23 protein-coding genes are annotated in these 25153 nt (G+C 62.0%); 9 read left to right on the top strand and 14 right to left on the bottom strand.

Going from position 1 to position 25153, the window contains the following annotated elements; translation table 11 throughout:
- Window position 1 precedes the first annotated feature (1 nt).
- The 4 genes from emhB (at window position 2) to ACKJSM_RS12990 (ending at window position 7166) form a co-directional block, all read left to right on the top strand.
- A complete protein-coding gene (emhB, locus tag ACKJSM_RS12975) occupies window positions 2–3166 on the top strand; it encodes an efflux RND transporter permease subunit EmhB (protein ID WP_410237719.1) in 3165 nt (1054 codons plus the stop codon).
- On the top strand, window positions 3163–4623 hold the full coding sequence (gene emhC / locus ACKJSM_RS12980) for an efflux RND transporter outer membrane subunit EmhC (protein WP_410237721.1): 1461 nt from the start codon (window positions 3163–3165) through the stop codon (window positions 4621–4623). The genes emhB and emhC overlap by 4 nt, the downstream gene beginning before the upstream one ends.
- A gap of 290 nt (window positions 4624–4913) precedes the next feature.
- Window positions 4914–6173, top strand: coding sequence for an OprD family porin (locus ACKJSM_RS12985; RefSeq protein WP_339485443.1), 1260 nt, complete (start codon window positions 4914–4916; stop codon window positions 6171–6173).
- Between the two features lie 186 nt (window positions 6174–6359).
- Window positions 6360–7166: a methyltransferase domain-containing protein gene (locus ACKJSM_RS12990; protein ID WP_236181022.1), complete on the top strand. Its 807-nt coding sequence runs from the start codon at window positions 6360–6362 to the stop codon at window positions 7164–7166.
- 51 nt (window positions 7167–7217) lie between these two features.
- Here the strand turns inward: ACKJSM_RS12990 and pcaC are convergent, their stop codons facing one another.
- The 11 genes from pcaC to pcaR form a co-directional block, all read right to left on the bottom strand.
- Window positions 7218–7610 (bottom strand): 4-carboxymuconolactone decarboxylase, encoded by a 393-nt coding sequence (gene pcaC, locus ACKJSM_RS12995; RefSeq protein WP_011332825.1) that lies wholly within the window; start codon window positions 7608–7610, stop codon window positions 7218–7220.
- A gap of 11 nt (window positions 7611–7621) precedes the next feature.
- Window positions 7622–8413, bottom strand: a complete 792-nt coding sequence (gene pcaD, locus ACKJSM_RS13000) for a 3-oxoadipate enol-lactonase (protein WP_410237724.1) — start codon at window positions 8411–8413, stop codon at window positions 7622–7624.
- Between the two features lie 12 nt (window positions 8414–8425).
- Window positions 8426–9790 carry a 3-carboxy-cis,cis-muconate cycloisomerase gene (locus ACKJSM_RS13005; RefSeq protein ID WP_410237726.1) on the bottom strand — a complete coding sequence of 455 codons (1365 nt, stop codon included), beginning with the start codon at window positions 9788–9790 and terminating at the stop codon, window positions 8426–8428.
- Between the two features lie 46 nt (window positions 9791–9836).
- On the bottom strand, window positions 9837–11132 hold the full coding sequence (locus ACKJSM_RS13010; protein ID WP_410237728.1) for an MFS family transporter: 1296 nt from the start codon (window positions 11130–11132) through the stop codon (window positions 9837–9839).
- 144 nt (window positions 11133–11276) lie between these two features.
- Window positions 11277–11843, bottom strand: coding sequence for a protocatechuate 3,4-dioxygenase subunit alpha (gene pcaG / locus ACKJSM_RS13015; protein WP_410237730.1), 567 nt, complete (start codon window positions 11841–11843; stop codon window positions 11277–11279).
- Window position 11844: 1 nt separating this feature from the next.
- Window positions 11845–12549 (bottom strand): protocatechuate 3,4-dioxygenase subunit beta, encoded by a 705-nt coding sequence (pcaH, locus tag ACKJSM_RS13020; RefSeq protein ID WP_410237732.1) that lies wholly within the window; start codon window positions 12547–12549, stop codon window positions 11845–11847.
- A 36-nt stretch (window positions 12550–12585) separates the two neighbouring features.
- Window positions 12586–13791 carry a 3-oxoadipyl-CoA thiolase gene (gene pcaF, locus ACKJSM_RS13025; RefSeq protein WP_410237734.1) on the bottom strand — a complete coding sequence of 402 codons (1206 nt, stop codon included), beginning with the start codon at window positions 13789–13791 and terminating at the stop codon, window positions 12586–12588.
- Window positions 13788–14567, bottom strand: a complete 780-nt coding sequence (locus tag ACKJSM_RS13030) for a CoA-transferase subunit beta (protein WP_039771422.1) — start codon at window positions 14565–14567, stop codon at window positions 13788–13790. The genes pcaF and ACKJSM_RS13030 overlap by 4 nt, the downstream gene beginning before the upstream one ends.
- Entirely contained in the window at window positions 14567–15424 is an 858-nt protein-coding gene (locus ACKJSM_RS13035; RefSeq protein ID WP_003222404.1) for a CoA transferase subunit A, read from the bottom strand. Before ACKJSM_RS13035 ends, ACKJSM_RS13030 begins: the two co-directional genes overlap by 1 nt.
- 283 nt (window positions 15425–15707) lie before the next feature.
- Window positions 15708–17054, bottom strand: a complete 1347-nt coding sequence (locus tag ACKJSM_RS13040) for an MFS transporter (protein ID WP_236181034.1) — start codon at window positions 17052–17054, stop codon at window positions 15708–15710.
- A 295-nt stretch (window positions 17055–17349) separates the two neighbouring features.
- A complete protein-coding gene (gene pcaR, locus ACKJSM_RS13045) occupies window positions 17350–18192 on the bottom strand; it encodes a pca regulon transcriptional regulator PcaR (RefSeq protein WP_007917109.1) in 843 nt (280 codons plus the stop codon).
- A gap of 641 nt (window positions 18193–18833) precedes the next feature.
- Between pcaR and ACKJSM_RS13050 the strand changes: the two genes are divergently transcribed.
- Both ACKJSM_RS13050 and ACKJSM_RS13055 read left to right on the top strand, forming a co-directional pair.
- The gene (locus ACKJSM_RS13050; RefSeq protein WP_236181088.1) at window positions 18834–19034 is read left to right on the top strand and encodes a hypothetical protein; all 201 of its coding nucleotides are present in this window, start codon (window positions 18834–18836) and stop codon (window positions 19032–19034) included.
- Window positions 19035–19409: 375 nt separating this feature from the next.
- A complete protein-coding gene (locus ACKJSM_RS13055; protein ID WP_236181036.1) occupies window positions 19410–20885 on the top strand; it encodes an inorganic phosphate transporter in 1476 nt (491 codons plus the stop codon).
- 567 nt (window positions 20886–21452) lie between these two features.
- Here ACKJSM_RS13055 and ccoM read toward each other — a convergent pair.
- Together ccoM and ACKJSM_RS13065 are read right to left on the bottom strand one after the other, a co-directional pair.
- Window positions 21453–21569 carry a cytochrome c oxidase subunit CcoM gene (ccoM, locus tag ACKJSM_RS13060; RefSeq protein WP_007959205.1) on the bottom strand — a complete coding sequence of 39 codons (117 nt, stop codon included), beginning with the start codon at window positions 21567–21569 and terminating at the stop codon, window positions 21453–21455.
- A gap of 145 nt (window positions 21570–21714) precedes the next feature.
- Window positions 21715–21876 (bottom strand): hypothetical protein, encoded by a 162-nt coding sequence (locus tag ACKJSM_RS13065; protein WP_216740947.1) that lies wholly within the window; start codon window positions 21874–21876, stop codon window positions 21715–21717.
- Window positions 21877–22061: 185 nt separating this feature from the next.
- Here ACKJSM_RS13065 and ACKJSM_RS13070 point away from each other — a divergent pair, with 185 nt between their 5' ends.
- From ACKJSM_RS13070 to ACKJSM_RS13080, 3 genes are all read left to right on the top strand, one after another.
- Complete coding sequence (locus tag ACKJSM_RS13070; protein ID WP_410237737.1) at window positions 22062–22928, top strand: LysR substrate-binding domain-containing protein; 867 nt, start codon at window positions 22062–22064, stop codon at window positions 22926–22928.
- 88 nt (window positions 22929–23016) lie between these two features.
- Window positions 23017–23487 (top strand): RidA family protein, encoded by a 471-nt coding sequence (locus tag ACKJSM_RS13075; protein ID WP_410237739.1) that lies wholly within the window; start codon window positions 23017–23019, stop codon window positions 23485–23487.
- Window positions 23484–24695: an aminotransferase class V-fold PLP-dependent enzyme gene (locus ACKJSM_RS13080; RefSeq protein ID WP_410237741.1), complete on the top strand. Its 1212-nt coding sequence runs from the start codon at window positions 23484–23486 to the stop codon at window positions 24693–24695. Before ACKJSM_RS13075 ends, ACKJSM_RS13080 begins: the two co-directional genes overlap by 4 nt.
- Here ACKJSM_RS13080 and ACKJSM_RS13085 read toward each other — a convergent pair.
- On the bottom strand, window positions 24665–25006 hold the full coding sequence (locus ACKJSM_RS13085) for an aspartate-semialdehyde dehydrogenase (RefSeq protein ID WP_236181044.1): 342 nt from the start codon (window positions 25004–25006) through the stop codon (window positions 24665–24667). The genes ACKJSM_RS13080 and ACKJSM_RS13085 overlap by 31 nt on opposite strands.
- Between the last annotated feature and the right edge of the window lie 147 nt (window positions 25007–25153).

Raw genomic sequence — 25153 nt, forward strand, 5'->3', positions numbered from 1 at the left:
CATGTCAAAATTTTTCATCGACCGTCCGATTTTCGCCTGGGTAATTGCCCTGGTGATCATGCTGGTCGGGGCACTTTCGATCCTGAAGTTGCCGATCAACCAGTACCCGAGCATTGCGCCACCGGCCATTGCGATCTCCGTGACCTACCCGGGTGCTTCGGCACAAACGGTTCAGGACACCGTGGTCCAGGTGATCGAGCAGCAGCTCAACGGTATCGACAACCTGCGTTATGTGTCCTCGGAAAGTAACTCCGACGGCAGCATGACCATCACCGCAACCTTCGAGCAAGGCACCAACTCCGACACCGCGCAGGTCCAGGTCCAGAACAAGCTGAACCTAGCCACCCCGCTGCTGCCGCAGGAAGTGCAGCAACAGGGTATCCGCGTGACCAAGGCAGTGAAGAACTTCCTGCTGGTGATCGGCGTGGTCTCGCGTGACGGCAGCATGACCAAGGACGACCTGTCCAACTACATCGTGTCGAACATGCAGGACCCGATCTCGCGGACCGCCGGTGTCGGTGACTTCCAGGTCTTCGGTGCCCAGTACGCGATGCGCATCTGGCTCGACCCGGCCAAGCTGAACAACTTCAACCTGACCCCGGTCGATGTGAAAACCGCGATTGCGGCGCAGAACGTCCAGGTTTCGTCCGGTCAGCTCGGTGGCTTGCCTGCCGTGCAGGGCCAGCAACTGAACGCCACGATCATCGGCAAGACCCGTCTGCAGACTGCCGAGCAGTTCAAGGAGATTCTGCTCAAGGTCAACAAAGACGGCTCGCAGGTTCGCCTCAAAGACGTGGCCGACGTCGGCCTGGGTGGCGAGAACTATGCGATCAGCGCCCAGTTCAACGGCAGCCCGGCGTCCGGTCTGGCGGTGAAACTGGCCAACGGCGCCAACGCCCTCGACACCGCCAAGGCTCTGCGCAAGACGATTGACGACCTCAAGCCGTTCTTCCCGCAAGGCATGGAAGTGGTGTTCCCGTACGACACCACCCCGGTGGTGACCGAGTCGATCAAGGGTGTGGTTGAAACCCTGGTCGAAGCGATCGTGCTGGTATTCCTGGTGATGTTCCTGTTCCTGCAGAACTTCCGCGCCACCGTCATCACCACCATGACCGTGCCGGTGGTATTGCTCGGTACGTTCGGCATCCTCGCGGCGGCCGGTTTCAGCATCAACACCCTGACCATGTTCGGTATGGTGCTCGCCATCGGCCTGCTGGTGGACGACGCCATCGTCGTGGTGGAAAACGTCGAGCGGGTGATGAGCGAAGAAGGCTTGTCACCCAAGGAAGCGACCAAGAAATCCATGGGCCAGATCCAGGGCGCCCTGGTCGGTATTGCCCTGGTACTGTCGGCGGTACTGCTGCCGATGGCGTTCTTCAGCGGCTCTACCGGTGTGATCTACAAGCAGTTCTCGATCACCATCGTGTCGGCCATGGCGTTGTCGGTACTGGTCGCGCTGATCTTCACACCGGCGCTGTGCGCCACCATGCTCAAGGCGATCCCGCACGGTGAGCACGGCGCGCCGAAAAAAGGCTTCTTCGGCTGGTTCAACCGCAACTTCGACCGTGGCGTTCGTGGCTACGAGCGCGGTGTCGGCAACATCCTGCAGCGCAAGGCCCCTTACCTGCTGGCCTACCTGCTGATCGTGGTCGGCATGATCTGGTTGTTCACCCGCATTCCGACCGCGTTCCTGCCGGAAGAAGACCAGGGCGTTCTGTTTGCCCAGGTGCAGACGCCAGCCGGCTCCAGTGCCCAGCGCACTCAGGTGGTGGTGGATGAGATGCGTGAATTCCTGCTGCGTCCGACCAAGGACGGCGGTGAAGGCGACGCCGTAGCCTCGGTGTTCACCGTGACCGGCTTCAACTTCGCCGGCCGTGGCCAGAGTTCGGGGATGGCGTTCATCATGCTCAAGCCGTGGGACGAACGTAACGCCGACAACAGCGTGTTCAAGCTCGCCGCCCGCGCCCAGCAGCACTTCTTCAGCTTCCGCGATGCGATGGTGTTCGCCTTCGCCCCGCCGGCCGTACTGGAGTTGGGTAACGCCACCGGTTTCGACGTGTTCCTGCAGGACCGCGCCGGTATCGGTCACGAAAAACTGATGGCGGCGCGCAACCAGTTCCTGGGCATGGCCGCACAAAGCAAAGTGCTGACTCAGGTTCGTCCGAACGGTCTGAACGACGAACCACAGTTCCAGCTGGAAATCGACGACGAGAAGGCCAGTGCCCTGGGCATCACCATCTCCGACATCAACAACACCCTGTCGATTGCCTTGGGCAGTAGCTACGTCAACGACTTCATCGACCGCGGTCGGGTGAAGAAGGTGTACGTACAGGGCCGGCCAGACTCGCGCATGAGCCCGGAAGACCTGAAGAAGTGGTACGTACGCAACGCCAGCGGCACCATGGTTCCGTTCTCCGCATTCGCCAAGGGCGAGTGGATCTACGGTTCGCCGAAGCTGGCGCGTTACAACGGCGTTGAAGCGGTCGAGATCCTCGGCGCTCCGGCTCCGGGTTACTCCACTGGTGAGGCGATGGCCGAAGTCGAAGCGATTGCCAAGAAGCTGCCGGCCGGTGTGGGTATCTCGTGGACCGGTCTGTCGTACGAAGAACGACTGTCCGGTTCGCAGGCTCCGGCGCTGTACGCGCTGTCGCTGCTGATGGTGTTCCTGTGTCTGGCGGCGCTGTATGAAAGCTGGTCGATTCCGATCGCGGTCATGCTGGTGGTACCGCTGGGGATCATCGGTGCGCTGATGGCCACCAGCCTGCGCGGTCTGTCGAACGACGTGTACTTCCAGGTGGGTCTGTTGACGACCATCGGTCTGGCGGCTAAAAACGCCATTCTGATCGTCGAGTTCGCCAAGGAATTGCACGAGCAGGGACGCAGCCTGCGCGATGCGGCCATCGAAGCCTGCCGCATGCGTCTGCGACCGATCATCATGACGTCGCTGGCCTTCGTCCTCGGTGTTGTACCGCTGGCTATCTCCACCGGCGCAGGCTCGGGCAGTCAACACGCGATCGGTACCGGCGTGATTGGCGGTATGCTCACCGCAACAATCCTGGCGATCTTCTGGGTCCCACTGTTCTTCGTCACTGTGTCGTCCATGGGTCAGCGCAAAAACGCCGGCAAGGATGACGCCATAGAAACTCCTAAAGAGGCTGGCCAATGAGCAAGTCGCTACTCTCCCTCGCAGTCGCCGCCTTCGTGCTGAGCGGTTGCTCGCTGATACCGGATTATCAGCAGCCGGAAGCACCGGTGGCAGGCCAATACCCGCAGGGCCCGGCGTACTCGCCGGCCCAGGCACCGGCGCAGGCCGCTGCCGAGCAGGGCTGGAAGCAGTTTTTCCATGACCCGGCCCTGCAACAGCTGATCCAGGTCGCCCTGGAAAACAACCGCGACCTGCGTGTCGCGGCGTTGAACATCGATGCCTACGCGGCTCAATACCGCATCCAGCGCGCCGACCTGTTCCCGGCCGTGTCGGCCAATGCCAGCGGCAGTCGTCAGCGGGTTCCGGCCCGTGCGTCGCAGACCGGTGAAGCGGCCATCAGCAGTTCCTACTCCGCCACCGTCGGCATCAGCGCCTACGAACTCGACCTGTTCGGTCGGGTTCGCAGCCTGAGCGAACAAGCGTTGCAACAATACTTCGCCACCGAAGAAGCGCGCCGCAGCACCCAGATCAGCCTGGTGGCCAGCGTGGCCAACGCCTACCTGACCTGGCAGGCCGACAAGGAACTGCTCAAGCTGACGCAGGACACCCTCGGTGCCTTCGAGGAAAGCTACAAGCTGACCAGCCGCAGCAACGAAGTCGGTGTGGCTTCGGCGCTGGACCTGGCGCAGTCGCGCACTTCGGTTGAGAACGCCCGGGCGCAACTGGCGCGTTACACCCGCCAGGTCGCTCAGGACGAAAACAGCCTGACCCTGCTGCTCGGCACCGGCATCCCGGCCAACCTGCAAGCGGCCAAGCCGCTGTCGGATGACCTGCTGGCCGACGTGCCGGCCGGTCTGCCGTCGGATCTGCTGCAACGCCGTCCGGACATCCTGCAGGCCGAGTACAACCTGAAGGCCGCCAACGCCAACATCGGCGCGGCCCGTGCGGCGTTCTTCCCGAGCATCAGCCTGACCGCCAACGCGGGCAGCCTGAGCCCGGATCTGTCCGGCCTGTTCAAGGGCGGCTCGGGCACCTGGCTGTTCCAGCCGCAGATCAACCTGCCGATCTTCAACGCCGGCAGCCTGCGCGCCAGCCTCGACTACGCCAAGATCCAGAAGGACATTGGCGTGGCGAACTACGAGAAGTCCATTCAAACGGCCTTCCAGGAAGTCGCCGACGGCCTGGCCGCCCGCCAGACCTACACCGAGCAGTTGCAGGCCCAGCGTGACTTCGTTCAGGCCAACCAGGACTACTACCGCCTGGCCGAGCGTCGCTATCGCATTGGCGTCGACAGCAACCTGACCTTCCTTGATGCCCAGCGTCAGCTGTTCAGCGCGCAACAATCGCTGATCACCGACCGCCTCGCGCAGCTGACCAGTGCGGTCAACCTGTACAAGGCCCTGGGCGGCGGCTGGAATGCGCAGACCGCGCAGAACGAGCCGCTCAAAGAAGAAGCGCCGAAGATGAAGTTGTTCTGATCATTCGGTGAACACAAGGAGCCCGCCGATTGGCGGGCTTTTTGTTGCGTGCGAATCTTGCGTTCGGTAATCGCCCCAATTCCACTTTCACCGATTGAATCGCCTCACCCGCGCCCCGCACCATTCGAGCCACAAAACCAATAACAACAGGTTCGACACCATGCTCCCGCGCCCTGCTCCACCCGGCTGATCGCCGCCGTTTCGCCTTCTGACTCCATCGCATTTCTGCGCCTCAAAAAACGGCCGCAGCGCCCCCGTTTGCCCCAAAAAAACAAGAGAGACCCGAGCCCATGACAACCTCCCCTGCGCCCTACGCACTTCCCGGTCTGATCGCCCTCGCCCTGGCCGGCATCGCGCTGCCCGCTGCGGCAGAAGAAACCGGTTTTATCGACGGGGCCAAGGTCAACCTGAACCTGCGCAACTTCTACATCAACCGCAACTTCACCAACCCGACCAAGGCTCAGGGCAAGGCTGAAGAATGGACGCAGAACTTCATCCTCGACGCCAAATCCGGCTTCACCCAAGGCACCGTCGGGTTCGGCATGGATGTGCTGGGGTTGTACTCGGTGAAGCTCGATGGCGGTAAAGGCACCGGCGGCACGCAACTGCTGCCGCTGGATCATGACGGTCGCCCGGCGGACAACTTCGGCCGCACCAACGTGGCGTTCAAGGCGAAGCTGTCGCAGACCGAAGTGAAGGTCGGCGAGTGGATGCCGGTGCTGCCGATCCTGCGCTCCGACGACGGGCGCTCGCTGCCGCAAACCTTTCGCGGCGGCCAGATCACCTCGAAGGAAATCGACGGCCTGACCCTTTACGGCGGTCAGTTCCGCGCCAACAGCCCGCGTGACGACAGCAGCATGAGCGACATGTCGATGACCGGCAAAGCCGCGTTCACCTCCGACCGCTTCAACTTCCAGGGCGGCGAATACGTATTCAATGACAAGCGCACCCAGATCGGCCTGTGGAACGCCGAGCTCAAGGACATCTACAGCCAGCAATACGTCAACCTGATTCACAGCCAGCCAGTCGGCGACTGGACCCTCGGCGCCAACCTCGGTTTTTTCTATGGCAAGGACGACGGCAGCGCCCGCGCCGGCGAGCTCGACAACAAGACCTGGTCAGGCCTGTTCTCGGCAAAATACGGTGGCCACACCTTCTACGTCGGCCTGCAGAAACTCACCGGCGACAGCGCCTGGATGCGCGTCAACGGCACCAGCGGCGGCACCCTGGCCAACGACAGCTACAACGCCAGCTACGACAACGCGCAGGAACGCTCCTGGCAGGTCCGCCACGACTACAACTTCGTTGCCCTGGGCATCCCCGGCCTGACCCTGATGAACCGTTACATCAGCGGCGACAACGTGCACACCGGCACCATCACCGACGGCAAGGAATGGGGGCGCGAATCGGAACTGGGCTACACCGTGCAGAGCGGCGCGCTCAAGAACCTGAACGTCAGATGGCGCAACTCGACCATGCGCCGCGACTTCAGCAACAACGAGTTCGACGAGAACCGCCTGATTGTCAGCTATCCGATCAGTTTGCTGTAGGCATCAATCCCGCTGAGGTGCCACCGGTCAGGATGTGTGGCACTTCAGCGGGCATCAATTAAAGTGGAAAAACCTGAAGGACTCAGGCGCCCCACCCTTCCCGCTTCCGTTATCTGTTGATGTTGGTCCCAAGACTCGAGCCAGGCTGTCATCGGAAGACACTGCTGATCACCGGAGGACCACCTCATGCTCACTCGCCTCAACACCACACCCGACTGGGACGCCAGGGCATACCAGCAGTTTTCCCGTCTCAGGCAACGCCCGGTCGATGAATTGCTCGGCCGCGTCGAACTGAACGATCCGAAACGCATTTACGACCTCGGCTGCGGCACCGGCATCGCCACGAAGGCTCTGGCAGATCGCTGGCCCCAGGCAGACCTCAAGGGCATCGACAGTTCGAAAGACATGCTCCAGGTCGCCCGTTGCCTGCCGATCAAGGCACGCTGGCAACACGCCGAACTGCAACACTGGAAGCCCCGCAAACGGGCCGATCTGTTGTTCGCCGCCGCCGTGCTGCATTTCATCGATGACCATCGAACGCTGTTGCCCGGGTTGCTCCGCCACCTCAACCCCGGCGGGTGCCTGGCCGCGCATATGCCGGACTGGCGCGATGCACTGTGGTATCAGCTGATGCTCGACACCCTCGACGATGCCGGCCCCTGCGGTCGCCCCATTGGCACTGCACAATTGCGCCAGCGCATGGCCGCGCGGCCGTTGTTGTCGCTGGAGGATTACTACCGGTTGCTGGCCCCGCTGACCGAGTCGCTGGATATTTGGGAAACCGAGCAGTTGCAGGTGGTAGACGGCAAGTCGCCGGTTTATGACTGGGTGAAAGTCTCGGCGCTGCGGCCGGTGATGCAGGGACTGACGTCAGAGGAACAGGCGCGCTTCATTTATCACTACCTGATGCGGGTGCACGCGCATTATCCGCAGGAGGAAAACGGCCATACGTTGTTTGCGTTCAAGCGGATTTTCATTGTTGCCAAGGTGTGAGTTTCAAAGGATCGCAGCCAGTTGAAGGCTGCGATCCCTTGAATTCAACGATCACTCGCGTGATTCGGTACCCAGCTCATCCCACACCGATTCGGCCAGGTGAAACGTCGCATTCGCCGCCGGAATCCCGCAGTAGATCGCGCTCTGCATGATCACTTCCTTGATCTCGCCCCGGCTCACACCGTTGTTGGCCGCCGCCCGCAGGTGCAACTTGAGTTCACCTTCGCGGTTCATGCCGATCAGCATGGCGATGGTGATCAGGCTGCGGGTGTGGCGTGGCAGGCCCGGGCGGGTCCAGATGTCGCCCCAGGCGTGACGGGTAATCATCTCCTGGAACTCCGAGTTGAACTCGGTCAGCGTGGTCAGGCTGCGATCGACGTGAGCGTCGCCGAGCACTGCGCGGCGCACTTGCATGCCGTCGTCGTAACGTTGTTTCTCGTCCACGGAAATCCCCTTCAGTCAGCCAGCAGGAATGTCAGCACACGGTCGCTGAACGCGTCGCCGGCCTGAACGTTGGAAAGATGCGCCGCATAAAACTCGGCGTACTCGGCGCCGCTCACATGCTCCTGAATGAAATGGCCGCCGGACGGTGGTGTCACCGCATCCTCGATACCGGCGATTACCAGCAGCGGCACCTTGATCGACGACAACTGCTCGCGGAAGTCCGCATCACGCACCGCCGCGCAGTTGGCGGCGTAACCTTCAGGATGGGTCGCGGCCAGCATGTCGGTGATCTGCTTCGCTGCGGCAGGATTAGCGGCAGAAAAGTCCGGAGTAAACCAACGGGCAATCGACGCATCACGCAACGCAACCATCGCCGCCGGGCCGTCGCGCAGCACGGTTTCGATGCGCGGATTCCACACCGACGGGTCGCCGATTTTCGCCGCCGTGTTGCAGACGACCAGTTTGTTCAGCCGCTGGCCGGCATTGATCCCCAGCCACTGACCGATCAGGCCGCCCATCGACAGGCCGCAGAAATGCGCGCGTTCGATGTGCAGCGCATCCAGCAGCGCCAGCACGTCGCGGCCCAGTTGCTCGATGCTGTAAGGGCCCGGCGTCACCAGCGACTGGCCGTGCCCGCGCGTATCGAAACGCAGCACGCGAAAATGCTGGGTGAAGGCCGGCATCTGCACGTCCCACATGTGCAGGTCGGTGCCCAGCGAGTTCGACAGCACCAGTACCGGCGCATCGACCGGGCCTTCCAATGAGTAATGCAGTTCGCCGTCGGCGAGTTGAACGAAAGCCACAGCCCTCTCCTTTCAGTCAGACAATGCGTTGTGTTCGGCCACTGCCCGCTCGACCCAGACCTGCGCCTGACCGAGGTAACGGGCGGGATCGAGCAGATGATCCAGTTCGGTTGCGCTCAGCTCGGCGGTCACCTGCGGTTCGTCACCGAGTACCGCTCGCAGGTGACGCTGTTCGGCCACCGCCCGTTTGCAGCACTGTTCGAGCAGATGATGCGCGGTATCGCGACCGACCCGTTGCGCCAGCACGATGCTTACCGCTTCAGCCAGCACCAGGCCTTGGGTCAATTCCAGGTTGCGGGCCATGCGCGCGGCATCGACCTCCAGACCGTCGGCCAGCAGCCGGGCCTGTTGCAGCGCGCCCGACACCAGGCAGCAGATGTCCGGCAGGGTTTCCCATTCGGCGTGCCACAAACCGAGACTGCGTTCGTGTTCCTGCGGCATGGCGCTGAACAGCGTCGAGACCAGCCCCGGCACACGGGTCGCCGCACCGATCAGGACCGCGGCGCCCACCGGATTGCGTTTGTGCGGCATGGTCGAGGAACCGCCCTTGCCCGGCGCCGACGGCTCGAACACTTCCGCCGCTTCGGTCTGCATCAACAGACTGATGTCGCGGCCGAATTTGCCGAGGCTGCCGGCGATCAGGCCGAGCACCGCGCCGAACTCGACGATGCGATCACGCTGGGTGTGCCACGGTTGTTCCGGCAAGCTCAGTTGCAGTTCTTCGGCCAGCGCCTGGGCGATCGGCAACGCCTGTTCGCCGAGCGCCGCGAGGGTGCCGGATGCACCGCCGAATTGCAGCACCAGCAGCCGAGGTTTGAGCTCGCGCAGACGCTGACGGCTGCGGGTGATTGCGCCGAGCCAACCGGCGATCTTCATCCCGAGTGTCACCGGCGTCGCATGTTGCAGCCAGGTACGTCCGGCCAGCGGCGTCGCGGCGTGGCGCAGCGCCTGAATGGCGAGGGCGTCGGCCAATTGCGCCAACGCCCCTTCGATCAACTCCAGCGCCTGACGCATTTGCAGCACCAGCCCGGAATCCATCACGTCCTGGCTGGTGGCGCCCAGATGCACATAGCGCTCGGCTTCGGCATCGGTCGCGGCAATCTGTTTGCCCAATGCCTTGACCAGTGGAATCGCCGAATTGCCGGCCGTGGCAATCGCCTCGCCCAGCGCTGCGAAATCAAACAGCCCGGCGCGGCAGGCGTTTTCGATGGCCGCGACAGCATCCGCCGGAATCAACCCGACCCGCGCCTCGGCCCGGGCCAGCGCCGCTTCGAAGTCGAGCATCGCCTGCACCCGGCCCTGATCGCAGAACACTTCGCGCATGTCGCGGGCAGTAAAGTAGGCATCGAACAATTGATTGCCCAGTCGCTGAGTCATAAACAGTCCTTGCCGGCGCGGGCCGTGGTGGCCCGCGCGCATCGGTTTAAAGGTCGTGGTGCAAATACTTCGCTTCTTTGGGCAGGCGCAGGCTGAACAGGAACGCCACGGCCATCATGATCGTGACATACCAGTAGAACGCGTTTTCCATCCCGCCGGCCTTGAGGCTCAGAGCAACGTATTCTGCTGAACCACCAAAGATCGCATTCGCCACCGCATAGGCCAGGCCGACGCCGAGGGCGCGGACTTCCGGTGGAAACATCTCGGCCTTCACCAGACCGCTGATCGAGGTGTAGAAACTGACGATCGCCAGCGCCACGGTGATCAGCACGAAAGCCAGGAACGGGCTGCCGACACTTTTCAGGCTGAGCAGGATCGGCACCGTGAACAACGTGCCGAGACCGCCGAACCAGAGCATCGAGTTACGCCGGCCGATCTTGTCGGCGAGCATGCCGAACAGCGGCTGCATGCACATGTACAGGAACAATGCGCCGGTCATGATGTAGCTGGCGGTCTTGGCGTGCATGCCGGCGGTGTTCACCAGGTACTTCTGCATGTACGTGGTGAAGGTGTAGAAAATCAACGAGCCGCCGGCGGTGTAGCCGAGCACTGTGATGAACGCAGCCTTGTGGTCGCGGAACAAGGCGCGGATGCTGCCGGCGTCCTTGTTCTCGCGCATTTGCTTGCTGGTGGTTTCTTTCAGCGAGCGGCGCAGGAACAGCGAAATCAGCGCGGCGCCGGCACCGACCACGAACGGAATCCGCCAGCCGTAGGCACGCAATTCTTCTTCAGAAAGGAACTGCTGCAGAATCACCACCAGCAGCACCGCCAGCAGTTGCCCGCCGATCAGCGTCACGTACTGGAACGAGGCGAAAAACCCGCGCTGGCCCCTGAGCGCAACTTCGCTCATGTAGGTCGCGGTGGTGCCGTACTCGCCGCCCACCGACAGGCCTTGCAGCAGACGCGCGAACAACAGCAGCAGCGGCGCCCAGACGCCGATATCGTTGTAGGTCGGCAGGCAGGCGATCAGCAACGAGCCAAAGCACATCATCAGGATCGAGATCAGCATCGAGTTCTTGCGCCCGTGCTTGTCCGCCACCCGGCCGAAAATCCAGCCGCCGATCGGTCGCATCAGGAACCCGGCGGCGAATACGCCTGCCGTGTTGACCAGCTGCACCGTGGGGTTGTCGGAGGGGAAAAACGCCGGGGCGAAATAGATCGCACAGAAGGCGTAGACGTAGAAGTCGAACCATTCAACGAGGTTGCCGGACGACGCCCCGACAATGGCAAAGATGCGCTTGCTGCGCTCTTCACCGGTGTAATGGGAGGTGAGGGTTGTCATTGTTTTTCACTCGATAGGGACAGAGAGAGTCTAGACACACTTTGCAACAGTCCCGTTCCACATCCTGTACTGATCGTTCCCACGCAAACGCATTCGGCGCCTCCACGTTGATCGTTCCCACGCTCTGCGTGGGAACGATCAGTCTCAGTAATCGAAGAACACGGTTTCCGCATCAGTGCCCTGCAGGATCACATTCCACTGATACACACCCGCCGCATCGGGCTTTGCCAGCAACGTATCGCGGCGCTCGGCCGGTACGCACTCGAGCAGCGGATCATTGGCATTCGCCGGATCGCCTTCGAAGTAAATCCGCGTCAGCAAGTGCTTCACCAGACCGCGCGCAAACACCAGCACCACCAGATGCGGCGCCTGGGTCGAGCCCTTCAGGCCTTCGACCGTACCCGGCTTGATCGTGGTGAAACGGAAACGTCCTTCGGCGTCCACCGGCACCCGGCCGAAACCTTCGAAGTTCGGGTCGAGCGGTTTGGCCTGCTCGTCTTCCGGGTGGTCGTATTTGCCGGCGGCGTTGGCCTGCCAGACTTCGAGCATGGCGTCATTGACGACATCGCCATTGCCGTCCACCACTTGCCCGGTGATCGCCACGCGCTGGCCGAGGGTCAGTTCGTTGGCGAGGTTTTCACGGTTCAGCCAGGTCAGGCCGATGTGGTAATACGGCCCGACGGTGTGGGAGGTGGTCGCAGTCAGGGTCATCTCATTTCTCCATCGGCGTGGCTTCGCGGCCGCGCAGCACGATGTCCCAGCGATAAGCGAGGGCGTAGGACGGAATGGTTTTTTCCAGATCGAAAGCGGCGATCAGGCGTTCCTTGGCCGAGGTGTCCGGCACACAGTTGTAGATCGGGTCGTAGGCCAGCAGCGGATCGCCCGGGAAATACATCTGCGTAACCAGACGGGTCAGGATGCTCGGCCCAAACAGCGAGAAATGCACATGCGCCGGACGCCAGGCGTTGTGGTGATTGCCCCACGGATAGGCGCCGGGCTTGATGGTCTGGAACTGATACGAGCCGTCGGCGTCGGTCACGGTGCGGCCGGTGCCGGTGAAATTCGGGTCCAGCGGCGCGTCGTGCAGGTCACGGGCATGGTTGTAGCGACCGGCGGCGTTGGCCTGCCAGATCTCCACCAGAATCCCCGGCACCGGCAGACCGTCTTCGTCGAGCACACGCCCATGAATGATGATCCGCTCACCGAGCGGTTCACCCTGATGCTGGGCGGTCAGATCGTTGTCATTATCGGCCACACGCTCGGCACCGATGGTCGGGCCGGTGATTTCCGACAGCGAATGCGGCAAAAACACCAACGGCTTGGACGGCGAGCGCATATTGGTGGATTGATAGGTCGGGTGCAGGTACGGCGGCTGGGTGCCTTCCTGCGGGCGGCGGTAACCAGGCTTGTCAGTCATTTCGCTTTCCTCTGTTCTTTTTCGTCACGGCTTGCGTCAGACGCGTTCGATGGCCAGGGCCAGACCCTGGCCGACACCGACGCACATGGTCGCCAGACCTTTCTTGCCACCAGTCTTTTCCAGCTGATGCAGCGCCGTCAGCACCAGACGCGCGCCGCTCATGCCCAACGGATGACCCAAGGCAATCGCGCCGCCGTTCGGGTTGACCTGAGCCGCGTCGTCCGCCAGTCCCAGCTCGCGCAGCACCGCCAGACCCTGGCTGGCAAACGCTTCGTTGAGTTCGATCACATCGAAATCGCTGACGGCCACGCCGAGGCGTTCGGTGAGTTTGCGCACCGCCGGCACCGGGCCGATGCCCATCACCCGTGGCGCAACACCGGCACTGGCCATGCCGAGTACCTTGGCGCGAGCGGTCAGGCCGTGTTTTTTCACCGCCTCGGCCGAGGCCAGAATCAGCGCGGCGGCACCGTCATTCACGCCTGAAGCGTTGCCGGCGGTGACGGTCTTGTCCGGGCCATTGACCGGTTTCAGTTTACTCAGCGCTTCTAGCGTGGTGTCGGCGCGAGGATGCTCGTCCTGGCTGACCACGGTTTCGCCCTTCTTGTGGGCAATCCGCACTTCGACGATTTCCTCGGCGAAGTAGCCGGCAGCCTGGGCGGCAGCCGTACGTTGCTGACTGCGCAGGGCGAAAGCGTCCTGATCCTCGCGGGAAACTTCGTAATCGTCGGCGACGTTGTCGGCGGTCTGCGGCATCGCATCGACGCCGTACTGCGCCTTCATCAACGGGTTGATGAAACGCCAGCCGATGGTGGTGTCTTCCAGTTTCATGTTGCGCGAAAACGCCGCGTCGGCCTTGCCCATCACGAACGGCGCGCGGGACATCGACTCGACACCGCCGGCAATCGCCAGCTCCATTTCACCGCTGGCGATGGCGCGGAACGCCGTGCCGATAGCGTCCATGCCCGACGCGCAAAGGCGATTGAGGGTGACCCCCGGAACGCTGTCCGGCAGACCGGCCAGCAGCAACGCCATGCGTGCCACGTTGCGGTTGTCTTCGCCAGCCTGGTTGGCGCAGCCGAGAAATACTTCGTCGATGGCGCTCCAGTCCAACGACGGGTTGCGCTCCATCAGGGCCTTGATCGGCACGGCGGCCAGGTCGTCGGCGCGAACTGCCGCCAGACCGCCACCGAAACGGCCGATGGGGGTACGGATCGCATCGCAGATATAAACGTCGCGCATCATGCTTCTCCCGGTGCCTGGCCGTGGGCCGCTGCGGTGCGGGCTTCGAGATCGCGCAGAGCAGTCAGCTCGACCTCGGTCGGCTCAGCAGTGGTAGCCACGCTGTCGGCAAAACGGATCGGCCAACCGGTGGCGGCGACCACTTGTTCGCGGGTCACGCCCGGATGCAGTGCGGTGACTACGAATTCGTGGGTGCCCTCTTCCGGCTCCATGATGCACAGGTCAGTGATGATCCCGACCGGACCGGCGCCCGGCAGGCCCAGGCGTTTGCGCGAATCACCGCCCTCGCCATGGCCGACCGAGGTAATGAAATCGAGCTTGTCGACAAACGAACGCGCCGACTGTTTAAGGATGATCAGGACGCTTTTGGCGGAACCGGCAATTTCCGGCGCGCCACCGGCACCCGGCAGACGTACTTTCGGCTGGTGATAATCACCGACCACCGTGGTGTTGATGTTGCCGAAACGGTCGACCTGGGCTGCGCCGAGGAAGCCAACGTCGATGCGCCCGCCCTGCAGCCAGTAGCGAAAAATCTCACCGGTCGGCACGACGGTGTCAGCGGTTTCCGCCAGTTCGCCGTCACCGATCGACAGGGGCAATACGCTGGGTTTGGCCCCAATCGGACCGGATTCGTAGATCAGCACCACGTCCGGCGACGAGGTCAGGCGCGCCAGGTTGGCAGCTTTCGACGGCAGGCCGATGCCGACGAAGCACACCGAGCCGTTCTTCAGGCGACGGGCCGCGGCAACGGTCATCATTTCATTGGTGGTGTAAGTCATTACTTGGCCTCCGAAGCAGCGGCCAACTTGGCCTGAAACTCGCTGAAGTCAGCGCAGCCATGGATGTATTCGTTGATCCACGCGGTAAACGTCTCACGGTCGCGGGCGATCGGATCCCACGCCTGATAGAAACGGTTGTCACGCTCGGTGTAACCGTGGGCGTAGGACGGATGCGCGCCACCGGGCACATGGCAGACGGCGCTCAAGGCCCAGGTCGGCAGCACGCAGGCGTTCATCGGCGCGTTGAGGTTATCGACGATTTCTTCGACAGTGACGATGCAACGCTTGGCGGCCAGTGCGGCTTCTTTCTGCACACCGAGAATACCCCACAGCAGCACGTTGCCCTGACGGTCGGCTTTCTGGGCGTGGATCACGGTCACGTCCGGACGCACCGACGGCACCGCCGCCAGCACTTCGCCGGTGAACGGGCAAGTCACGGATTTGATCAGCGGGTTGACCTTCGGCAGGTCGGAACCGGCGTAGGCCCGCAGTACCGCAAACGGCAGGCCGGAGGCGCCGGCGACGTAGGCGTTGGCCAGGTCGGCGTGGCTGTGCTCTTCGATTTCCAATGCATGCGGCCATTGTTTCTCGACCGCGTCGCGCAGACGGTGCAGCGAACCCACGCCAGGGTTGCCACCCCAGGAGAAGATCAGCTTGCGTGCACAGCCGGCGCCGATCAGTTGGTCGTAGATCAGGTCAGGTGTCATCCGCACCAGGGTCAGATCTTTCTTGCCCTGACGAATGATTTCATGACCCGCCGCCGTAGGGATCAGGTGAGTGAAGCCTTCGAGCGCGACGGTGTCGCCGTCGTTGACGAATTGCTTCACCGCGTCGTGCAGCGAAAGGATCTCAGCCATGGAGCGGGCTCCCGTTTTTGTAGTGGATCGCCAGTGATAAAAAGGCGCGAGGTTCTGCGCCGGAGTCACTGAAGATTAAGCCGCTGATTTTCGCCAAACAATCCGATAATCGACTGAGTGTTCGTTTATCGAACAGATTGTTATCTGCCTAATGATTACTCCCGCACTGCGTGCGGGAGAAGCGCTGATCGTTCCCACGCTCTGCGTGGGAATGCAGCCCGGGACGCTCCGCGTCCGTTCTGGGAAAAGAACGCGGAGCATCCGTTGAGGCAAGCAGTCAAGCTCAGGTCGCGTCCGCGTGACTGACCAGGCCCTTGATCACCACCGCTGCCGTGGCCAGGCCCGCCGGAATCACCAGCGCCGTCAGCACTTGCTCGAAATTCCAGCCCAGCCCCAGCAGGGTCGCGCCCATCCAGGCTCCGAGAATCGCGCCGAAGCGGCCGATCCCGAGCATCCACGACACACCGGTCGCCCGGCCCTGAGTCGGATAAAACCGCGCCGCCAGCGACGGCATCGCCGATTGCGCGCCGTTGACGCACATGCCCGCCACCAGCACCAGTGTCGCCAGCAGTGTGATGTTGCCCAGACTCTGCCCGACCGCGTAGGCAAACACCCCGGCCAGCAGGTAGAAAATGCCAATCACCTTGTGCGGATTGAACCGATCCATCGCCCAGCCTACGCCGACCGCACTCAACACCCCGCCGAACTGGAACAGCGCGCCGATGAAGGCCGCCTGCTCCATACTCGCGCCGCTGTCGCGCATCAGGGTCGGCAGCCAGCTGGTCAGCAAGTAAACGATCACCAGGCCCATGAAGTAGGTCAGCCACAGCAGCAACGTGCCGACGCTGTAGGTGCCGGAGAAAATCACCGCAAACACGTTGCGCGCTTTTACGGTGCTCTGCTCCGGCACGCTGAAACTCGCGGCCTGAGCAACGGTGGCAGGGTCAATGGGTGCGAGAGTCTTGCGCACTTTGTCGGTGCCGCGATTGCGCACCACCAGATAACGCGCCGATTCCGGCAGCCAGCGCAGCAGCACCACGGCGAGGATCAGCGGCAGAATCCCGCCGATCAGCAACAAGCTGTGCCAGCCGAACGCTGGAATCAGCTTGGCCGAAATGAATCCGCCGCCGGCCATGCCGAGGTTGAAACCGCAGAACATGCTGGTCACCAGCAACGACTTTTTACGCTCCGGTGTGTATTCCGACAGCAGCGTGGTGGCGTTCGGCATACCGGCGCCCAGTCCCAGACCGGTGAGGAAGCGCAGCACCAGCAATTGATCGACGTTGGTGGCATAGGCCGAGGCCAGGCTGAAAGCACCGAACAGAAAAACCGCGCCCACCAGTACGACTTTTCGCCCGAAGCGGTCAGCCAGCGGACCGGAACCCAGCGCACCGAAGACCATGCCGATCAGCGCGGCACTCATCACCGGGCCGAGGCTGGCGCGGTCGATGCCCCAGTCCTGGGAAAGCGCTGGCGCAATAAAGCCCATGGCCGCGGTGTCGAGGCCATCGAGGAACACAATCAGGAAACACAGGATCACGACGCGCCACTGATAGCGCGAGATCGGTTGGGCGTTGATGAAGGACTGCACGTCGAGGCAGTGACCCACAGCAGACTGAGGCTGGTTCATTATTTTTATTCCACGCAAGAAAACGCAGTCGAACGGCGGCCGGCCAGAGAGTGGCACGGTCACATCTATATAAGGAAGAAATCAGGCGTTGCGCTAATACCGGCAACAGGAACGGGGGTGGCGACAGTCGGGGAACGTGCGCATGGGAAGTTGCCTCTTGTCATTATTATGGGAGTCGACAATCCGGCGGGCTCATTCACATTCGCGCCGGATGACGCTGCCGCGACATTAATGATCCAGGGGTTTTAGCGTCAATTCGATAAACGCAACTCTGTGCGTTTATCGAACAGGTTCATCAAGCGAACAACTGCGCACTGAGGTCGCGGCTGGCGCTCAACAGGCCGGGGAGAAAGCGCTGCTCAAGTTCGGTGCGACTGACGCGACCGGCGTGGGTGCTGACGTTGAGCGCTGCCACCACCTGACCGGAAGCGTCGTACACCGGCACGGCAATCGAACGCAGGCCCTGCTCCAGTTCCTGATCGACGATGCACCAGCCCTGCTGCCGGACTTCCTGCAGACATTCGAGCAAGGCGTCGGGGGTGTGAATCGTGCGGCTGGTCTTGGCCACCAGTTCGGCGTGGTCGAGGTATTCGCGCAGCGAGGTGTCGTCCAGTGCGGCCAGCAGGATTCGCCCCATCGACGTGCAATACGCCGGCAACCGCCCGCCCACCGACAGGTCCACCGAAATCAGACGCTGAGTGGTGGCCGAACGGGCGATGTAGAGAATGTCGTCACCTTCGAGCGTGGCCATGTTGCAGGCCTCGTGCAATTGCTCGCTCATGCGGTCGAGGTACGGCTGGGCCGAGACCGCCAGCGGCGTCGACGACAGATAGGCGTGACCGAGGGTCAGCACCTTTGGCAATAACGAGTAAGTGCGCCCGTCAGTGGTGGCGTAGCCGAGTTTGATCAAGGTGTGCAGGCAACGGCGCACGGCGGCGCGAGGAATTTCCGTGCGATGGCTGATCTGGGCGATGGTCAGGTGGCGCTTGCGCTCCTGAAATGCCTGCACCACCGCCAGGCCGCGGGCCAGGGAGGTCATGAAATCCGGATCGCCGGTCAGGGCCTGGATACGCTTGGCCGGCGAAGCGACGATCGGCGGCGCTACCGAAGTGAAGGAATTGCGCATTTGATCGTTCATGTCGGGTCCTTTTTTTCTTGTTCGGATCAACGGCTATACAAGCGGCTCGCCGGCGGATACACAAGCGACAGACCGCCAACACCGGGCGATTATCGAACCATCGACCGATAATCGCAATCGTCCTCTCCTGCCCGGCCGGGCTTCGCAGCGCGAATTTGAACTTGAAACGCCTGTGCGGTTGAGCACCTTAGTTGTTCGGCTAAATGGCGCCAGAAACCAATCGCTGCGCAACAGCGATGCAACTATTGATGAAAGTTGCACGTCACAAAACACTCACACATCCGGAACCGTTTTTAACTTGGCAAAGATAGTCAATCCCGATTCGGCCGCTATAATGCACCTCAGTGACACCGCGCTTTTATATGCCGACGGTGCCACCCGCTGGCGCGATGTCCATCGCCGCCAGCCCCGGCCAGCGCCTGATGCGCATTACTCATGCACCGCCAGCGCGCTCGCTGAAACAGGAAACTGATGCTGCGTCAGTTTTAATCTGGTGCCGTAGCCGCCTGCAAAATGGAAGTCCTGACCGTCTTCCCGACAACCGCGCTGCCTGCAAGGGCAAGCGCTTGTTGGCGAACCGGTTAAATAATTCGTTGCAGTGCGTTCACCAGACATTTATCTCAACTCATACAGGTAGCACTGTGACGAAAGACGAACTGCGCGCGGAACTTGAGCGCCAGGAACAACGTTACAAGGAAGTTTACGGCGGGGAAGTCACCACCTACGCCGCCCAGCCCGAACCAGAACGCAAAGCCTGGCGCAAACGCCCTACCGTTCAGGATCAGGTGTTTCAGCAAGAGCTGAAAAAAATGCAAGAGGAACTCAAAGCCGAAGAGCCTTGAAGTCGTCCCTTGCATCTTTCGAGGGTAAGCGTATTCACCGGGTTACAAGCACGGTGGACTGACGATGCCTTGCGCGCCCGCTACCCGCGGGCAGCGGCCGACTCCCCTGTATTGCACAGGTTTGGAGCATGTCAGACGCGTTTCCAAGATATTTCATACAAGCTTCTGTCCCCTCCCGGCAACCGGCCAGCACGCCGGCGATTCGCATTTTTATTAATGTAATCAATGGGTTGAAAAACCCTGTAAAAAGCTTGGGTAATGCCCCCTGATACAAATTAATTCGTTGAAGAATGTTACCGATGAGCAGGTAGGGGATCGATTTCCAGTCTTTTCTGGCATAATCGCGCCCCCTTATGACCGGGTCAGAAAACCTTCATGATCGATTTATTCAGCGGACTGGATGCCTGGGTGCTTGTGAGCCTCCTGCTCGCCCTGACATTTGTCCTCGCCTTCGAGTTCATCAATGGATTTCATGACACCGCTAACGCGGTAGCCACTGTTATCTACACCAAAGCGATGCCGCCTCACCTGGCGGTGTTCTTCTCGGGCGTGTTCAACTTCCTCGGCGTGCTGCTGGGCGGCGTTGGCGTGGCGTATGCCATCGTGCATCTGCTGCCGGTAGAACTGTTGATCAACGTGAACACCGGCCATGGCCTGGCAATGGTGTTCTCGCTGCTCGCCGCCGCGATCGCCTGGAACCTGGGCACCTGGTACTTCGGTATCCCGGCCTCCAGTTCGCACACGCTGATCGGTTCGATCCTCGGTGTCGGCCTGGCCAACGCCCTGATCAACGAAATTCCACTGGCCGACGGGGTCAACTGGCAGAAAGCGATCGATATCGGCGCCTCGCTGGTGTTCTCGCCGATGGCCGGTTTCCTGATCGCCGCGCTGGTGCTGATCGGCCTGAAATGGTGGCGCCCGCTGTCGAAGATGCACAAGACACCGGAACAGCGCCGCAAGATCGACGACAAGAAGCACCCACCGTTCTGGAACCGTCTGGTTCTGGTGATCTCGGCCATGGCCGTGAGCTTCGTGCACGGCTCCAACGACGGCCAGAAAGGTATCGGCCTGATCATGCTGGTACTGATCGGCATCGTGCCTGCGCAGTTCGTACTCGACTTGAACAGCACCACCTACCAGATCGAACGCACACGCGACGCGACGCTGCACCTGAGCCAGTTCTACAAGCGCAACGCCGACACCTTGGGCGAGTTCCTGGCCCTGGGCAAAAGCGTGGACGGCGACCTGCCGGAGAAATTCCGTTGCAACCCGCAACAGACCGAACCGACCATCGCCGCCCTGCTCGACACCCTTAAAGGCGTAGCCGACTACCATTCGCTGTCCGCAGAAAGCCGCATCGAAGTGCGTCGCTACCTGCTCTGCCTGGACGACACCGCGAAGAAAGTCAGCAAACTGCCAGGCCTGGCACCGCGTGAGAAGGCCGACCTGGACAAGCTGCGCAAAGACCTGACCACCACCACCGAATACGCCCCGTTCTGGGTGATTCTGGCGGTCGCCCTGGCCCTGGGCCTGGGCACCATGGTCGGCTGGAAACGCGTGGTACTGACCATCGGCGAGAAGATCGGCAAGCAGGGCATGACCTACTCGCAAGGCATGTCGGCCCAGATCACCACCGCCAGCCTGATCGGCATGGCCAACATCTTCAGCCTCCCGGTGTCCACCACCCACGTCCTCTCCTCGGGCGTGGCCGGCACCATGGTCGCCAACAAAAGCGGCCTGCAAGGCGGCACGGTGAAAACCATCCTGCTGGCCTGGGTCCTGACCCTGCCAGCCACCGTGGCCCTGTCGGCCGGCCTGTTCTGGCTGGCGTCGAAGGCGCTGGGTAGCTGATAGATTGAAGTAGTGAAGAAGGCGTGATTCGAAAGGATCACGCCTTTTTTGTTGCTTCCAGATATGGAACGCAGAGCGTCCCGGGCTGCATTCCCACGCGGAGCGTGGGAACGATCAAAGCAAAAGCAGTCCGCTTTCCGCTCCTCACCACTCAACACGATGAGCGTTAGCTCGAGTACCGCTCTTGACGTGCCGGCCCCATCGGCAGGCTGAGTGGAGGGATTTATCCGGGGGTGGGAGCGCAGCGACCGTTTGGCGGAGCCAAACACATCGAGAGGAGGTGCAGCGAAGCAAACCGTAGGCGATGCCCCCGGATGAATCCCGGAACGAAGGAACGCCGAGCCAAAGCGAGGTGCCGAACGCCGGGGCCCAGACCTTTGGTTCCTTTGGGGCGTTTGCCAAAGGGACTCGCCGTAAGGGCGAAACCGTCAGCGGCAACACCCGCAGAAACGGATATTCACCCCAAACAACCCAAAGCATGGTCGGCCCAAAGGCCGCCAAGAAGACAAAAAAAAGGGCAACCGAAGTTGCCCAAAATGCCTTGCGTGCTCATCAAACCCGGAAGAATCAAGGCTTCTTGCGCTTGTTCGCATCCTTCCAGATAAAAAATCCAAACCCTGCAAAAAACAGAACCATCAGGCCCACAGTCAGGACCCCGGCAAACACCACGTTATCGAAAAACATGACTGGCCTCCTGGCCCCTGCTCTGCTGCGATGGAGCTAAGTTAACCAATCAGGCAGGCGCAGGAATTGACCGGGATCAATGCCGGTCAACGTGCGGAGCAAAGGAGGGGAAATAACTGACCTGCATCAACGGATGCAGGGGAGATCAACGCTTTTTCGGTTTGTTTTTCGGCTTTTTCTTCGTTTTGCCCAGCGGCATGGCCTGCTCGAAAGCCTGGCGGACTTCATTCAGGCGCTTTTCGTTGAGGTCATGAACCCGCTTGGCGCGTTCGGTGTTGAGGTCAATCAGCTTGTCGTCTTGGCTCATGGCGTTCGGTGCATCGCTTGGACTGAATCACAACTGCCGGATCACCGACAGGACTGCGCCAATAATGCGGCCTGGCGCGGGCGCTGACCAGCCACTCGCCTGAACGCTCGATAACATTTCATGTACCGCCCACCGGGTTTGCTTGCACAATCGGCGCCTCGCCCTGAACCCCAAGGATCTGCGCCGTGCCCCTGCATCAGGATCTGCCACCGCTGTTGGCCTTGCGCGCCTTTGAGGCCGTGGCCCGCCATTTGAGTTTCATCAAGGCTGCCGATGAGTTGTCGGTGACCCAAAGCGCGATCAGCCATCAGGTGCACAAACTCGAAGAATGCCTCGATCAGCGCCTGTTCGTGCGCCGTACCCGTGCCATCGACCTGACCCCGGCCGGCGAACATTACTACCGACAGATCGAACCGGCCCTCGCCGCGATTGCCGCCGCCACCCACGACCTGCGCGGCGAGCGCCCCACCACCCTGCGCATCGGTCTGCTCGCCTCCTTCGCCACCTTGTGGCTGGCACCGCGTCTGGCGGATTTCAACGCAAACTATCCGAATATCCATGTCGAACTGCTGCCCGCCGTGCAACTGGCCGATGTCGACGCCGGCGAGGTGGATCTGGCGATCCGCTATGGCAAGGGCGGCTGGCCGAAAGTCCAGGCACGCCGATTCATGGGCGAAACCCTGACGCCGGTGTGCAGCCCGGCCTTCAAGGCCAAGGGCGTGAGCAACGGGCCGTTGCTGATGGCCAAGTCGCACCAGCCGTTCGAATGGATCGACTGGCAGCAACACAGCGGCATCGATCTGGCTCATGTGCCCAGCGTCATGCTGCACGACTACAACATCGTCGTCGAAGCCGCGGTTGCCGGACAGGGCATTGCCATGGGCCGTCAGCGATTGATCGAACGGCGGATCAAGGACGGCGCGCTGGTGCCGGCCTTCGACACGCCGCCGATGCTTGGCGAGATCGGGTATTGGCTGGTCACCTCGCAACGCCCACCCACGCCAGCGGCGCAGCGTTTCTGCCAGTGGCTGGAGGACACCGCGAACGCATGAGTTATTTCGATGCGTCGGATTAAATCTATCCGTTTGTCGCCCGTTGCTCGCACCAACATGCTGAAGCCCTCACTCAGGAGGACTTCCCATGACCGATTCCCTCAGCCAACGCGTTCAACCACTCGGCCTGCGCCTGCCCGAGCCGAGCCAGCCGATCGCCAATTACGTCAACCATGTGGTCAGCCAGAACCAGCTGTTCATCTCCGGGCAGATTCCATTGCTCGACGGCAAACCCGCGTTCATCGGGCGACTGGGCGAAGCAATCTCCGACGAAGAAGGGGTTAAAGCCGCCGAACTGGCCGCTCTTGGACTACTTGCCCAACTCAGCCATGCGCTGGGTGACGACCTGTCGAAACTGGTGCGCATCCTGCGTCTCGGGGTTTTCGTGGCCGCCACACCGGACTTCAAGGCTCAGGGCGTGGTCGCTAATGGCGCCTCGAACCTGCTGGTCAACGCCCTCGGCGACAAGGGCCAACATGTGCGCACCGCGGTCGGCGTATCGAGCCTGCCGGCCGGTGTTGCGGTGGAAATCGACGCGATCTTCGAGCTCAAGCCGTGAACATCGATGACCTCTCGCGTCTGCGCGCCGCCACACCCGGTTGCGCTCAGGTGATCCACTTCAACCACGCCGGCGCCTCGCTGCCGAGCCAGGCCACCCTCGACGCGGTGATCGAACAGTTGCAGCGCGAAGCGCTCGGCGGGCCGATGGAAGCGGCGGACAACCGGGTACAGGAACGCGCGCGCCACGCGGCCGCCGCCCTGCTCAACGCCCACCCCGAGGACATCGCCTTTGCCAGCAGTGGCTCGGCAGCCTGGAGCCAGGCGTTCAACGCGCTGGGGCCGTGGCAGCCCGGCGAACGGATTCTGGTGGGGCGCCATGAATGGGCCGGCAATCTGGCGTGCATGGCCGAAGCGGTGAAGGCCGGCGCGCGGCTCGAAGTGATTCCTTGCGATGCCCACGGTGCGGTCGATCCGCAAGCCCTGGCGCAGATGATCGACGGCCAGGTGCGCCTGATCGCCCTGACCTGGCTGCCGGCCAACGGTGGCCTGATCAACCCTGCCGCGCAGATCGGCTGCGTGGCGCGGCGGCATGGCATCCCCTATTTCATCGACGCCGGTCAGGCGCTGGGGCAGTTGCCCTGTGATGTTCAAGACTTGCAGTGCGATGTGCTCAAGGGCGCCGGACGCAAATTCCTGCGCGGGCCGCGCGGCACGGCGTTGATGTACATCCGGCCGCAATTCCTGCAGCGGCTGCTCCCCGTACAGCGCGATGTTTTGTCGGCGCCGTGGGACGGCAAGCGCTTTACCTTGCGTGACGATGCCCGTCGTTTTGAAACCAGTGAAGTGTCACTGGCGCTGCTGGCCGGACTGGCCAACGCGCTGGAGGAATACAACCGTCTCGGCGCGATTCCCATCCGCCAGCGCATCGAGCACCTGAGCAACCGATTGCGTCAACGCCTGAAAGCCATTCCCGGCCTGACGCTGAGGGATCTCGGCGCGGCCAATCAACAATCCGGGCTGATCGCCTTCACGCTTGAAGGCTGGGACAGTGTGGCGCTCAAGCAGGCATTGGCCGAACGGCGAATCAACATCGGCGCCAACGGTGTGGCCTACACGCCGCTGGACATGCAGGCGCGTGGGCTGACGAATATTGCGCGGGTGGCGGTGAGCTACTTGAACACGCAAGAAGAAATCGACGTGCTATTGGAGAACCTGACAGAGCTGGCCGCCCGGCCTCAGATTTCGATGTCGACCCAAAGCCCCTGACGCGGTTGATCTTCCATCAACGGCGCCACCGGCACGGTGTTGTCGGCATTGAGTTCGGTGCCGGGCACGGCGAGGTGCGCCTCGGGGTCGTCGTCGGCTTCGCGGCGACGGCGCTCGCGTTCCTGCTGCCGGCGCTGCTCTTCGCGCAGCAGATAGCCGTCTTCTTCCGGGTCGCGCTTTTGCAGGTCGATGGTGCTTTCGTTGGAGCTTTCCTGCACCGGCACCACAGGGGGAATATCCGGTCGCTGGCGGATCGGATCCTGCTGGGAGGTGATCGGCACGGCGCTCAGGGGGAGCATCGGTGGCAGCATATGAAGGGTCTCCTGTCAGCAGGTTATCGGCGGCGCCAGGGGGGCCTTGAGCCATCGGTCGCAAACTTGTGACCGGTTTGGCACTCAGGGGTGCCGCAACATCCCGTAAAACCGATGCATGACCTAATCTTCCCTGCAATTGGCCGA

Source organism: Pseudomonas sp. PHC1, assembly GCF_046487845.1.
Lineage (GTDB): Bacteria > Pseudomonadota > Gammaproteobacteria > Pseudomonadales > Pseudomonadaceae > Aquipseudomonas > Aquipseudomonas sputi.

Excerpts from the sequence above, each read along its gene's own strand:
- ACKJSM_RS13010 (WP_410237728.1), bottom strand. The coding sequence starts at position 11,132 with ATGACAACCCTCACCTCCCATTACACCGGTGAAGAGCGCAGCAAGCGC.
- pcaH (WP_410237732.1), bottom strand. The coding sequence starts at position 12,549 with ATGACTGACAAGCCTGGTTACCGCCGCCCGCAGGAAGGCACCCAGCCG.
- emhC (WP_410237721.1), top strand. The coding sequence starts at position 3,163 with ATGAGCAAGTCGCTACTCTCCCTCGCAGTCGCCGCCTTCGTGCTGAGC.
- ccoM (WP_007959205.1), bottom strand. The coding sequence starts at position 21,569 with ATGTTTTTCGATAACGTGGTGTTTGCCGGGGTCCTGACTGTGGGCCTG.
- emhB (WP_410237719.1), top strand. The coding sequence starts at position 2 with ATGTCAAAATTTTTCATCGACCGTCCGATTTTCGCCTGGGTAATTGCC.
- ACKJSM_RS13075 (WP_410237739.1), top strand. The coding sequence starts at position 23,017 with ATGACCGATTCCCTCAGCCAACGCGTTCAACCACTCGGCCTGCGCCTG.
- ACKJSM_RS13030 (WP_039771422.1), bottom strand. The coding sequence starts at position 14,567 with ATGACTTACACCACCAATGAAATGATGACCGTTGCCGCGGCCCGTCGC.
- pcaF (WP_410237734.1), bottom strand. The coding sequence starts at position 13,791 with ATGATGCGCGACGTTTATATCTGCGATGCGATCCGTACCCCCATCGGC.
- ACKJSM_RS13065 (WP_216740947.1), bottom strand. The coding sequence starts at position 21,876 with ATGAGCCAAGACGACAAGCTGATTGACCTCAACACCGAACGCGCCAAG.
- ACKJSM_RS13040 (WP_236181034.1), bottom strand. The coding sequence starts at position 17,054 with ATGAACCAGCCTCAGTCTGCTGTGGGTCACTGCCTCGACGTGCAGTCC.
- pcaR (WP_007917109.1), bottom strand. The coding sequence starts at position 18,192 with ATGAACGATCAAATGCGCAATTCCTTCACTTCGGTAGCGCCGCCGATC.
- ACKJSM_RS12990 (WP_236181022.1), top strand. The coding sequence starts at position 6,360 with ATGCTCACTCGCCTCAACACCACACCCGACTGGGACGCCAGGGCATAC.
- pcaG (WP_410237730.1), bottom strand. The coding sequence starts at position 11,843 with ATGACCCTGACTGCGACCACCTCCCACACCGTCGGGCCGTATTACCAC.
- ACKJSM_RS13055 (WP_236181036.1), top strand. The coding sequence starts at position 19,410 with ATGATCGATTTATTCAGCGGACTGGATGCCTGGGTGCTTGTGAGCCTC.
- ACKJSM_RS12985 (WP_339485443.1), top strand. The coding sequence starts at position 4,914 with ATGACAACCTCCCCTGCGCCCTACGCACTTCCCGGTCTGATCGCCCTC.
- ACKJSM_RS13035 (WP_003222404.1), bottom strand. The coding sequence starts at position 15,424 with ATGGCTGAGATCCTTTCGCTGCACGACGCGGTGAAGCAATTCGTCAAC.
- ACKJSM_RS13085 (WP_236181044.1), bottom strand. The coding sequence starts at position 25,006 with ATGCTGCCACCGATGCTCCCCCTGAGCGCCGTGCCGATCACCTCCCAG.
- ACKJSM_RS13005 (WP_410237726.1), bottom strand. The coding sequence starts at position 9,790 with ATGACTCAGCGACTGGGCAATCAATTGTTCGATGCCTACTTTACTGCC.